Annotated in this window: 9 protein-coding genes; 7 read left to right on the forward strand and 2 right to left on the reverse strand. The window is 75.8% G+C overall.

From position 1 onward, the window contains the following. Positions 1-85: 85 nt before the first annotated feature. The 6 genes from IE98_RS0110315 to IE98_RS0110340 all read left to right on the forward strand — a co-directional run bounded on the left by IE98_RS0110315 (position 86) and on the right by IE98_RS0110340 (position 10,225). Entirely contained in the window at positions 86-1,333 is a 1,248-nt protein-coding gene (locus tag IE98_RS0110315; RefSeq protein WP_159400874.1) for a TetR/AcrR family transcriptional regulator, read from the forward strand. Between the two features lie 23 nt (positions 1,334-1,356). Beyond that, positions 1,357-3,189, forward strand: a complete 1,833-nt coding sequence (locus IE98_RS0110320; protein ID WP_030267698.1) for an ATP-binding protein — start codon at positions 1,357-1,359, stop codon at positions 3,187-3,189. Between the two features lie 126 nt (positions 3,190-3,315). Then, a complete protein-coding gene (locus IE98_RS0110325; RefSeq protein ID WP_030267700.1) occupies positions 3,316-5,667 on the forward strand; it encodes a hypothetical protein in 2,352 nt (783 codons plus the stop codon). A 112-nt stretch (positions 5,668-5,779) separates the two neighbouring features. Continuing rightward, a complete protein-coding gene (locus IE98_RS0110330; protein WP_063748897.1) occupies positions 5,780-7,621 on the forward strand; it encodes a threonine/serine exporter family protein in 1,842 nt (613 codons plus the stop codon). Between the two features lie 56 nt (positions 7,622-7,677). Next, positions 7,678-8,793: a hypothetical protein gene (locus IE98_RS42270; RefSeq protein WP_199922893.1), complete on the forward strand. Its 1,116-nt coding sequence runs from the start codon at positions 7,678-7,680 to the stop codon at positions 8,791-8,793. Between the two features lie 127 nt (positions 8,794-8,920). Then, on the forward strand, positions 8,921-10,225 hold the full coding sequence (locus IE98_RS0110340; RefSeq protein WP_052390372.1) for a GNAT family N-acetyltransferase: 1,305 nt from the start codon (positions 8,921-8,923) through the stop codon (positions 10,223-10,225). A 41-nt stretch (positions 10,226-10,266) separates the two neighbouring features. Here IE98_RS0110340 and IE98_RS0110345 read toward each other — a convergent pair whose 3' ends face one another. Next, on the reverse strand, positions 10,267-11,046 hold the full coding sequence (locus IE98_RS0110345; RefSeq protein ID WP_234443484.1) for a TetR/AcrR family transcriptional regulator: 780 nt from the start codon (positions 11,044-11,046) through the stop codon (positions 10,267-10,269). Between the two features lie 266 nt (positions 11,047-11,312). On the opposite strand from IE98_RS0110345, the gene IE98_RS0110350 reads away from it, so the two are divergent. Further along, entirely contained in the window at positions 11,313-11,840 is a 528-nt protein-coding gene (locus IE98_RS0110350) for a GNAT family N-acetyltransferase (RefSeq protein ID WP_052390373.1), read from the forward strand. Here IE98_RS0110350 and IE98_RS0110355 read toward each other — a convergent pair. Further along, the gene (locus tag IE98_RS0110355; protein WP_030267716.1) at positions 11,828-12,307 is read right to left on the reverse strand and encodes a macro domain-containing protein; all 480 of its coding nucleotides are present in this window, start codon (positions 12,305-12,307) and stop codon (positions 11,828-11,830) included. The genes IE98_RS0110350 and IE98_RS0110355 overlap by 13 nt on opposite strands. Positions 12,308-12,379: the final 72 nt, after the last annotated feature.

Raw genomic sequence — 12,379 nt, forward strand, 5'->3', positions numbered from 1 at the left:
GCGCCGCTTTTCCGCGCAGGTCACAGGCGCATAAGTGAATCCTTGCTACCCTGGCGTCGATCATCGGCGGGGCGGAGGGACGGACGTGGCGGCGGAGCGCGTACCCGGGGCGGGCGCGGCGGGGCGCGTGGTGCGCCGGCCGCCCGGGCGGAAGGCGCAGATCCTCGCCGCCGCCGCGGGGCAGTTCCACCGGCGCGGCTACCACCTGGTGTCCATGGCCGACGTCGCCGCCGAGGTCGGCATCACCGCCCCCGCCCTCTACCGGCACTTCCGCAGCAAGCCCGAACTGCTGCTGCGCGCCGTCGCCACCGACCTCCAGGCGCTGCGGGCCGCCGTCCGGGCCGGCGCCGGCAGCCCCGCCGACCTGTGCGGCGCCCTCGCGCCGGTGGCCGTCGACCACCGGGCCTTGGGCACCCTCTGGCACCGCGACGCCCGGCTGCTCGCCCCCGCCCAGCGCGCCGCCCTCCGCCGCGAGCTGCGCACCGACGTCCGCGCGATGGCCCGCACCCTCGCCCGCTCCCGGCCCGAACTCCGCGCCGAACAGGCCGAGTTCCTCTGCTGGTCGCTGCTCTCCGGGTACGGCAGCCTCTCGTACCACACCTTCGCGCCGCCGCGGCGCTGGTTCGAGGCGCTGCTGCAGCGGATCGGCGGGGAACTGCTCGCCGCCGTCCCGCGGGACGAGGACACCGCCGCGCCCGTCGTCGTGCCCGCCGCCGGCCCGGCGCCGTCGCCCGCCGGCGAGTCCCGCCGGGAGGAGCTGCTGCTCGCCGCCGTCCGGCTGTTCCACGAACGCGGCTTCGACAACGTCTCCACCGACCGGATCGGCGCCGCCGTCGGCATCGCCGGGCCCAGCGTCTACAAGCACTTCGCCACCAAGGCCGAGCTGCTCGCCGCGGCCCTCGTCCGCAGCCGCGAACGGCTCTGGCACGAGGTCGAGGGGGCGATCGCGGACAGCGCCGGACCGGCCGCGGCGCTCGACGCCGGGCTGCGCGCCTACCTGGACTTCGCCCGCCGCCACAGCCACTACCTCGGCGCCATGCTCAGCGAGACCGAGCGCCTCGACCCGGCCGACCGGCGGGCCGCCGTCGACTTCCGCCGGGACTTCCTGCGGGTCTGGGTCGGCCTGCTCCAGCAGGTGCGGCCCGACTACGACACCGCGGAGGCCAGGATCCGGGTGCACGCCGCGTTCGCGGTCGTCAACGACGGCGTCCGGCACCGCCCCGGCGGCACCGGACCCGCCGCGGCGGGCCTGCTGGAGCCCGCAGCCCGCGCCGTCCTCGGACTGCCCTCGCTCTCCCCGCCCGGTCCCGGAAAAGAGCTGGTCGACGGATAGTCGTACTGGCAGAATCCGGCCCCATGTCCCAAGGTCTGCCGCCCGCCGACAATCTGCGCACGACCGAGGTCGACCTCGGCGGGCTGGTGAGCGTACTCGCCACCCACCTCTACTCCACCCCGCTGGTCGCCCTGCGCGAACTCGTCCAGAACGCCCACGACTCGCACACCCGCCGCCGGCTGGAGGACCCGGAGTCCACCGCCGCTCCGGTGATCCGCGTCCGGGGCGACTCCGCCCGCCGCACCCTCACCGTCGAGGACACCGGCGCCGGCCTCACCGAGCCCGAGATCCACGCCTACCTCGCCACCGTCGGCACCGGCTACACCCGGATGCTGCGCGACCTGACCGGCAACCAGGACCTCATCGGCGCCTTCGGCCTCGGGTTCCTCTCCGCCTTCTCGGTCGCCGACGAGGTCACCGTCACCACCACCTCGCACCGCGAACCCGGCCTCGGCCACCGCTACCGCAGCCGCGGCGGCGAGCAGTACAGCGTCGAACCGGTCGAGCCGCGGCCCGCCCCCGGCACCGCCGTCGAACTACGCCTCAAGGCCGAGCACGGCCACCTCGCCGACGAGGAGGCGCTGCGCGAGGTCCTCGGCCGCTACTGCGTCCTGCTGCCGATCCCGGTGTACGTCGGCGAGGACGAACGCCCCGTCAACGACGTCCTGGTGCCCTGGCGGCAGACCGTCGACGGCGACCTGCACACCGCCAGGATGCACTTCGCCTCCGCCTTCGGCCGCCGCTTCGAACCGCTCACCGCCTTCCCCGTCACCCCCGTCGAGGGCGCCACCGACGCCGTCGGCCTGCTCTGGGTCCAGGACGGCGGCACCTACGGCTCCACCGACAACCGCGACCTCGCCGTCTACCTCCGCGGCATGCTGCTCGCCGACGACGCCCGCGACCTGCTGCCCGGCTGGGCCGGATTCATCGGCGGCGTCGTCGAGTCCAGCCGGCTCACCCCCACCGCCAGCCGCGAGGACCTGCAGCGCGACGAGCACTACCGCGCCCTGCAGAAGGCGCTCGCCGACGCCGTCGTCGACGGCCTCTACGAGACCGCCCGGCTGCACCCCGCCGCCTGGCGCCGCATCCTCGCCCGGCACGGCCAGGACCTGCTCGGCGCCGCCCTCTGCGACGACCGGCTCTTCACCCTGCTCGCCGACGACGTCCCCGTCCCCACCTCCCAGGGCGACCTGACCGCCGGCGCCCTGCGCGCCGCCGGACGCGGCGCCCTGCACGTCGCCCTCGGCAGCGGCGGCGGCTTCGAGGAGATGCTCTACCGCGCCATGCAGGTGCCGATCGCCCGCGGCGACCGGTACGCCGTCCTGCCCTTCCTGCGGCGCTACGCCCAGCTCAAGGACTGCCGGATCGTCGAACTCGGCAGCGAGAGCGGCAACCGCGAGCTCTTCCGCGACCCCGCGGAGCCGCTCGCGGCGGAGGAGACCGCCTGGCTCGCCGCCGCCCTCGCCGACGACGGCGAACAACTCGTACCCGCCCGCTTCGGCCCGCCGGGGCTGCCGCTCGTCCTGGTGCCTGACCGGGAGGCCGAGCTCAAGGCCCGCATCGAGGACGACCGGGCGGACGCCCGGATCCCCTCCGCGGCGCTGCGGCTCGCCCGGGCCTTCACCGCCCGCACGGACGGCACCGTCAAGGCCAGGCTCTACCTCAACCTCGCCTCGCCGGCCGTCCAGGACCTGCTCACCGCCTACCGGGCGGGGCACACCGGGAGCGCCACCGCCGCGGGGCTGCTGCGGTCGCTCAAGGTGATCATGGCCGCCGCGGGCGGCTCGGCCAACGGCGACCTCACCGCGGCGCTCGCCGGCATCGGCACCGCGGTGGCTGCACTGACCTGGGAGTAGGGAGTACCTCGGGGACGCGTGGGGGCACCTCCCGCTCCCTTGAGGTGCGCCACCCGCGCCTCCGAGGTGCAGCACCGGCGCCCCGGCGGGGTGCCCGATCCTTCGTTCGTGAGGAGTTCAGACCGTATGACCACCGACATCTGGGCCTGGGTGCGGGACACCCACGAGCAGCTGTCCGAGGCGGGCCACCACCGGCTCGCCGCCGCCCTGGTGGAGATCGCCGGGCACGCCGTCGAGGGCCGCAACGAGCAGCTCGACGCGATGTACCCGGAGGCGCTCGCCTCCGCCCGGGCGCTCGGCCTGCCCTGGGTCGAGGTGTTCCTGCGGCACTGGCGGATGCAGAACCTGCTGAACAAGCGCCACCAGGGCGAGGCCGCGATGGCGGAGGCCGTCGACCTGCTGGAGTTCGCGCACCGTGAGGAGACCGCGTCCTGCCCCCAGTCGGTCTGCGCCGTGCAGGACTTCACCATCTGCCACGCCAACATCGACGGCCCCGGCTACGTCGCCGAGCGACTCGCCGTGCTGGAGGAGACGCTGGCCCGGGTCGAGCCCGCCCGCGCCTGCTTCGACTGCCTGTCCCGGGAGTACGCCGACACCCTGGAGGACGACGGCCGGCCGGCGGACGCCCTAGCCCACCTCGACCGCGCCCAGGCACGGATCCAGGCGGCCGGCGACCAGGTGTCGCTGGCCTTCGGGCACGGCCGGGCCACCGCGCTGATGAACCTCGGCCGCCCCGAGGACGCCCTGGCCGCGTACGACACCGCGGAACGGGCCTACGCCGCCCGCCACCAGCTCGACGACGACGACCGGCGCAAGCTCGCCGCGGGCCGGGCCGTCGCGCTGGCCGCGCTCGGCCGCACCGCGGAGGCGCTGGAGCACCTGCCGGACGGCGAGGAGGCCGACCGCTACCCCGACATCCGCCACCGCTGGGCGACCGCCGTGCAGACCCTCGCCGAGGCCGGCGCGCTGCCGCACGGCGAGCTCGACAACGACGCCGCCCTCGGCGTCCGGCTCGCCCGCTGGGTGGCCTACCTGGACACCGCCGGCTCGCACCGGCCCTGCCTGGACCTGCTGCTGATCGCCGGTCCGCTGGCCGTCGCCCGCGGCGCCCGGACGGTCGCGCTCACCCTCGCCGCCACCGGCGAGCGCAAGCTCGCCCAGCTGCGCCGCACCGACGGCGTCGCCGAGCGGCTCGCCGGGTTGAGGTCCGCGGCCGAGGCGCTGCCGCTGCCCGCGACCCCGGTGCCGGCCGCCGAACTGCCGGAGTGGCTCGGCACCCGCCAGGTCACCTTCGAGCAGGCGCTGGACCACTTCACCGCGGCGAGCGCCGAGTCGGCCGAGGCCGCGGCGGCGCTCGTCGTGCAGCGAGCCCGGGCCCTGGACGCGCTCGGCCACCCGCGGGCCGCGGCGGACCTGCTCTGGGCCCGCCTCGACGAGGACCCGGCGGACGAGCACCTGGCCGGGATGCTCGGTCAGGTGCTGATCGACGCCGAGGACGGCGACGGGATCCGGCGGCTCGCCGACCGGCTGATGCCCGCGAACCCCTCCGACGCGCACTGGATCCGGGCCCGCTGGGCCGCCGCCCAGGGCCGCTGGGAGGAGGTCGGCGAGCACTGCGACGGCGTCCTCGGGCACGAGCCGGACGCGCTCAACACCCGGCGCCTCGCAGCCACCGCGGCCACCCGGCTCGGCGACCACGCACGGGCCCAGCGGCTGTACCAGGAACTGCTGGAGCACGCGGTGCCCGCCGACCGGGCGGGCGAGGACGAGGAGCACCGCACCGTCCAGGAGCCCGACCTGTGGCACCTGATCACCGCCGCGACCGCCAACCGGGACTGGGCGGTCGTCCGCAGCACCGGCGCGCTGATCGGCATCGAGTTCGACGCCGACGAGGGCCCGGTGGACGAGGAGTGGCAGATGGTCACCGTCCGCGCCACCCGCACCAACGGGGCGACCGTCGACCTGCCCGCCGTCCGCACCGGGCCGGCCACCGCGCGGATCGTGCCGGTGCTCGGCGAGGACGTGCCGCTCAACCACCGGGACGTCGTGGTCTTCGGGCCGGCCGTGCTCAACGAGCGCCCCGAGGACGGGACCGCGCGCGAGTCCTGGCGCCCGGCCTTCCGGCAGCTGGCGCTGCTCGACCCGGCCGGCTACACCACGCACTGGCTGGACGGCGCCTGGCCCGGCGAGGACGCCTGGTTCGCGCTCCGCGAGGCGCTCGCCGAGCAGCAGTACGGGCTGTGGGCGTACAGCGGCGACCAGTACGCCGTCACCGACCCGAGCGACGAGGACGGCAGCCTGCCCGGCATCTACGCGGCGCTCGGCGTGCCGCCGACCGCCGCCGCAGCGGATGCCGACGCCCTGCTGCAGCGGCTGACGGCCGGCTGGGAGCACCCGCTGAGCTGGCTCGACCTGGCGCAGGCCGCGGGCGCGGACACCGCCCGGCACGAGGACGTCGTGCGGCGGTACGGGCTCTGAGCCGCAGGGGCACCGGACGGCCCGGTGCCCCTCCGCCCGGGGCGGATGTCCGTGATGTCCGTCACGTCCGCCCTCCGGCCGTGCGGCAGCCGCGCCGTCCGGCCCGGTGGACATGTGCGTCCGCGCGTCCGATCGGGCAAGGTGGGGCGCAGGATCGGAGCGTGGCCGGCGCGGCCACCAGGGGCGGCGAGGAGTGGCGGACGTGCCGAAGCGGGGCCGGCCGGGCGGCGGAAAGAAGGCCAGGGGCGGCCGCGGGCCCGCCCCGGCCCCCGTCGCGCCGCCCGCCGACCGGGCACCGGAGCGGCCCGCCCGCGGACCGGCCGGCCAGGCGCCGCCCACCGAGGGCCTGCTCGGGCCCGCCGCGTCGGCCCGGCCGCCGCGGACCGCGGTGCCGCTCGCCCCGCCGCCCCCGCCCACCGAGGGACTGCTCGCCCCCGCCGGCGGGTCCGAGGACACCCTCACCCCCGAGGACTGGCGCGCCGCCGGCTACACCCCGGCCCACGGCGTGGACCTCTCCGAGCTTCAGGCCGGCGCCCCCGGCTCCGCCCCCTGGCCGGACCGGATGCGCACCCTGCTGCGCACCCCGATGACCGAGCGGCCGGCCTTCGAGCGGACCCCGCGGGACCTGCACCCGTCGGCCGCCCGGCACGTCCCGCGGGTGCTCGACCTCACGCTGCGGATCGGCGAACTGCTGCTCGCCAGCGGCGAGGCCGCGGAGGACGTCGAGGCCGCGATGCTGGGCATCGCGCACGCCTACCGGCTGGACCACTGCGAGCCGCAGGTCACCTTCACGCTGATCTCCATCTCGTACCACCCCTCGCTGATCGACCCGCCGGTGAGCGCCGCCCGGACGGTCCGCCGGCGCACCTCGGACTACACCCGGCTGGCCTCGGTGCACCGGCTGGTCGCCGACATCACCGCGGAGAAGATCCCGGTCAACGACGCCTACCGGCGGCTCGCCGTGATCCGCCGCAACCGGCACCCCTACCCGGCCTGGCTGCTGGCGCTGGCCACCGGCCTGCTGGCGGGCGCGGCGACCTTCCTGGTCGGCGGGCGGATCGACGGCAAGGCGTGGCTGGTCTTCGCCGGCGCGTTCCTCGCCGCGGTGGTCGGCGACCGGATCGCCTCGCTGATCGCCCGGCGCGGACTGCCGGAGTTCTACCAGTTCGTGGTCGCGGCGACGCCGGCCGCGCTGATCGGCATCGTGCTCTCCTTCAACGACCTGCACCTGCGCGGCTCGGTGGTGATCACCGGCGGCCTGTTCGCGCTGCTGCCCGGCCGGGCGCTGGTCGCCGCCGTGCAGGACGGCCTGACCGGCTTCTACATCACCGCCGCCGCCCGCCTGCTGGAGGTGCTCTACCTGATCGCCGGCATCGTGATCGGCGTGATGTCGGTGCTCTACCTCGGCGTCAACTACAACGCCAAGCTCCGCCCGGACGAGTCGATCGGCGGCGCGGTCGACCCGCCGATCCAGCTGCTCGCCGCGATGGTGCTGGCGCTGGCCTTCGCGGTGCTGCTGCAGACCGAGCGGCGGACGCTGGCGATGGCCGTGCTGATGAGCGGCATCGGCTGGTCGACGTACGGCGTGCTGACGAACGCCGGGGTCTCGCCGATCGCGGCGACCGGTGCCGCGGCCGGCCTGGTCGGCCTCTTCGGCCAGCTGACGGCCCGCTACCGGCGGGCGTCCGCACTGCCCTACGTGACGGCGGCGATCGGCCCGCTGCTGCCCGGTTCCGCGCTCTACCTCGGCATGCTGTCCTTCGCGCAGGGGCACGCCAGCGCCGGGCTGGTCTCGGTCACCCGGGCCGCCGCACTGGCGATGGCCCTCGCGATCGGCGTCAACCTGGGGGGTGAGGTCGCCCGGCTCTTCCTGAAGACCCCCGGGGCGACCGATCCGCTCGCACCCCACCTGCTCGTCCCCCGCCGGGCCGCCAAGCGCACCCGCGGGTTCTGACCGGTCGTTGGCCCCTCGACGCCCCGGAGCTCCACCCGAGAACGAAGGCACCACCCGTGATCAACGACCTGCTGGACGGCTACCGCGAGCACATCGTCGACGCGCACAAGCAGCCGCTCTTCCTGCTGCTCGTCGGCTTCGTCGTGTCCTTCGTCGGCATCCGCTTCAGCGTGCGGATGATCCGCGCCCAGGTGCGCTGGTGGCCCGGCAACATCACCCCGGGCGGGCTGCACATCCACCACATGGTGTTCGGGCTGGGCTTCCTGCTGGTCGGCGGGATCGGGGTGTTCGCGACCAACGGCGGCCACCCGTGGATCGACTGGTTCGGCCTGTGCTTCGGCATCGGCTGCGGCCTGGTGCTGGACGAGTTCGCGCTGATCCTGCACCTCGACGACGTCTACTGGAGCGAACAGGGCCGCAAGTCGGTGGACGCCGTCGTGCTCGTGCTGCTCGGGACGGCGATGCTGCTGACCGGCTACGTGCCGCTCGGCGTCGTGCCGGGCCAGTCCTCCCCGGCGGGGGAGGGCCGCTGGGGCCTGGTCGCGGTGATCTCGGTGAACGCCCTGGTCTCGGTGGTCGCCCTGGTCAAGGGCAAGTTGTGGACCGGCCTGCTCGGCATCATGGTGCCCGGCCTCGCCTGGGTCGGCGCCGTCCGCCTCGCCCGGCCCGGCAGCCCCTGGGCGCGCTGGCGCTACCCCTCCCGGCCCCGCCGGATGCAGCGCGCGATCCGCCGCGAGCGGCGGCTGCACGCCCGCGCCGACGTGGCCCGCACCTGGCTGTTCGACCTGATCGCGGGCGCCCCGGACAAGGTGCCCGCGCACCACACCGCCACCCACCGGGTCGCCGAGCGGATGGCCGCCCGGGCCACCGCCCACCTCGACGTGCAGCACGCCCGGGCGCTCGCCCGGCGCTCCGCCCGGCTCGCCGACCGCAGGGCCGCCGCGCTGGCCGCCGCCCGGCGTCCCGGCGGGCCCGCCGCGGTGCCGCCCGGCGGCCACCCGGTCGCGCCGGAACCGGAGCGCCAGGCGCTGGCGCACGCCCGCCGGCGGACCGTCCGGGCCGGCCGGCAGCGGGTGTACGCCGCCCGCCCGACCGCCGCGGAGACCGCGGAGCCGTACGCCCCCTACCGCCACCCCAGGCTGCCGCACCCGCAGCCGCGCCGGCAGGGCTGACCGACGGGCCGCGGCCGGGGCGCGGGCCGCGAGGGCACCACGGCGCCCAGGAACGTGAGACCGCGGGTGCCGCCGGGCACGCCGAAATTCGGATGCCGGGGCTCCGGGCCCGCCGTACCGTGGCCGGATGAGCAAGGACGCACCGGCCGGGGCCGACCGGCACACCGAAGGGCGGCCGACCGCCCCGGACGCCGTCGAGGTCCGGGCCGTCACCGAGGACGAGCTCCCGCTGTGGGACCGCGCGGTGGCCCGCGGATTCCTCCGCCCCCACCTCGCCGAGGGCACCGAGTACCGGCGGCTGACCTTCGAACCCGGCCGCTTCCTCGGCGCCTTCGACCCGTACGACCCGTCCCGCTGCGTGGCCACCTTCCGCAGCTTCGACACCGGGCTCACCGTGCCCGGCGGCGCCCTGCTGCCGGTCGACGCGATCACCGCCGTGACGGTGAACTCCACCCACCGCCGCCGCGGCCTGCTCCGCCGGATGATGGCGCAGGACCTCGCGGCCGCGAAGGAACGCGGCAGCGCCGCGGCGATCCTGATCGCCGCGGAACACCCCATCTACGGCCGGTACGGCTTCGGTGCGGCCACCCGCAACCAGGCCTGGACGGTCGACCTCGGCCGCGGCCGGCTCCGCGAGGACCTGCCGGCCTCCGCCGGACGGACCGACTTCGTCACCATGGCCGAGGCCCGCAAGCACGGCGCCGAACTGCACGAGCGCTGGCGGCGGCAGCAGCCCGGCGCGATCGGCCGCAGCGACACCTGGTGGAAGCTGCACACGGGCGAGGTCACCCTGCCCGGCTTCGACTGGAAGGAGCCCTTCCTCGCCCTGCACCGCGACGCCGGGGGCACCGTCACCGGTCTGATCGCCTACACGGTGGACGACGTGTGGGAGGGCAACCTGCCGAACTGCACCCTCACCGTCCAGGACTTCCTGGCGCTGGACCGCGAGGCCGCTGTGGCGCTGTGGCGCCTGGCGTTCTCGGTGGACTGGGTGCGCACCGTCGCGATCGCCAACCTCGCGCCCGACGACCCGCTGCCGCTGCTGCTCACCGACCCGCGCGCGGCCGTCCCCGGGCGGGACAGCTCCGACTTCCTCTGGCTGCGGCTGCTCGACCTGCCCGCCGCCTTCGCCGCCCGCAGCTACCGCGCGCCCGGCCGGCTCGTCCTGGAGGTCCGCGACCCGGACGGCTTCGCGGCCGGCCGCTGGGCCCTGGAGACCGCCGCCGACGGCACCGGCCGCTGCACCCCGACCGACGGGTCCGCCGACCTCGCGCTGGACGCCTCGGCGCTCGCCGCGCTGTACCTGGGCACCGAGTCCGCCGTCCGGCTGCGCGCGGCCGGGCTGCTGACCGAGCTGGGCACCGGCGCGGCCGAGCGGGCCGACCTGCTGCTGCGCACCGCCGTGCAGGCCTGGAACCCGGACGGCTTCTGACCGGCAGGCCCCCGGTGACGGGGGCTCGCGGGTGCCCGGTCTCAGGTCGCGGTGCGGCCTATCGTCGGCAGGATGAAGTCCTGGATCAGGCCCTTGACGTCCCGGACCAGCGGACGGAACACCCGGTAGCGGGAGAGCACGACCACCTTGGCGACCATCGGGGTGGACCGGCGGACGAACTCGCGGGTCCGCTCCTGGTCCGGGGTGTGGTCGAAGACCCAGTACAGGACGATGATCATCAGGTGCAGCCAGAGCAGGTCCGGCAGCAGCTCGGCGAGCTCCTTGTCCAGCTTGGGCGCCACGTCGGAGCCGGTCAGCACGTCCCGGAAGAGCCCGACGGCGGTCGCCCGCGCGCGGTGCGACTCGTTGGCGAACGGGCTGAGCGAGCTGTTCGGGTCGGCCGCCGTCCGGAAGAACTGGGCGGCGAACTCGTGGTACGGCGCGGCGCAGTCCAGCCAGGACGAGAGCGCCAGGTGCAGCCGGTCGGCGAACTCGGTGTGGCCCTGCATCCGCTGCGCGGCGTCCACCGCGTGCTCGACCGTCATCCCGTCGTAGAACCCCTGGATGAGGAATTCCTTCGACGCGAAGTAGTAGTACGCGTTGCCGACCGAGATCCCGGCCTCCGCCGCGATCGCGCGCATGGTGGTCTTCTCGTAGCCGCGCTCCTGGAACAGGCGCATGGCGGTTTCGAGGATCAGCGCGCGGGTCTGCTCGCTCTTGCCGGTCTTGGGGCGAGCCCGACCGCCCGGGAGCTCCGCCCCGAGCACAGCCTCCTGGGCGCTCTCGTCCATGCCGGGGGTGCCGCCCTTCTGCTCGTCCACGGCCCTGAGCCTAGCCGGGTGCGGGGGGTGCCCCGCCCGGATCGGGTACGCGGGCCGGGCGGGGCCGTACCGGATCTCCCCTCCGCACCCGGTACCGCCCCGCCGAGGCATATTTCGAACGCGTTCAAAACATGCCTCGGGAGACTCTAGGGGTGCCCCCTGCACGACTTCAAGCGGAATCTGCGCCCGGCCGTGCCCCGACAGCGCCCTGGCCCTGCCCACGACCGGGCGGCGGACGCCCGGGCGGGCCGTGAAAGGCTCGGGGCATGACCTCGGAGATCACCGTCCGCGACGGCGGACCCGCCGACGCGCCCGCCGTCGCGGCCCTGCACGCCGACAGCCGGCGCACGGCGTACGCCGGACTCGTCCCCGCGGAGGCGCTCGGCGACGGACTGCCCGCCCAGCACCGGGAGATCTGGGAGCTGCGCCTCACCGCCGACTACGGCGGCCCCGAGTGGACCCCCGTCCTGCTGATCGCCGAGGCGTCCGACGGTGGCCCGCTCGGCTTCGCCTACCTGGTGCCCGAACCGGACGGCCGGGTCCTGCTCGACAACCTGCACGTCCGCCCCGGCCGCACCGGCGGCGGCATCGGCACCCTGCTGCTGCGGTCCGCACTCGACCGCGTCGCCCCCGCCGTCCTCCGCCTGGACGTGCTGCGCGACAACCCCCGCGCCCTCGCCTTCTACGAGCGCGAGGGCGGGGTGCGCACCGCCGAACGGACCGCCGTACTCCCCGGCGGCGACGAGGTCACCGAGTACGAGTACAGCTGGCCGCGGCCGGCTCACCGGTCGTAGACCGTCACCGCCACCCCGTGCTCGGCCAGCCGGGCGCGGACCAGCGGCTCCACCCGCTCCCAGCGGCCGCCGGCCAGCCCGCAGCCGATCCGCGGCATGTGCACCGACGCCCCGAGCCGCCGGGCGTGCCCGGCGACCCCCGCCAGGCCCGTGTCGATCGCCTCGTACCGGACCGGCACCCCGGTGGAGCGGCCCGTCCGGATGCCCCGCTGGCCGACGAGGTTCGCCACCCAGACGTACCGGTCCACCCGGACCAGCTGCACCGCGCCGAGCCCGAAGTCGTTCCGCGCCCGCTCGCGGTGCCACGCCCGGTAGGCGGCCTCCGGCTCCGGCCAGCGCCGCGAGAGCGCCAGCACGAACCCCTTGCCCCAGCCGCCCAGGTCGTTGCAGACGTGCGCGATCACCTTCACCCCGGCGCCCTGCGGCGCGGTGGCGTCTCCCCGTACGTACGTGATCCCTGCCGCCATGACCGCGACGCTAGCGGTCGGTGCCGACAGCGGCACCGGGGTTTCGTCCCCTGCGGTGGGGCGTGGGGGTGA

The organism is Streptomyces sp. NRRL B-24484, from assembly GCF_000717715.1.
Lineage (GTDB): Bacteria > Actinomycetota > Actinomycetes > Streptomycetales > Streptomycetaceae > Kitasatospora.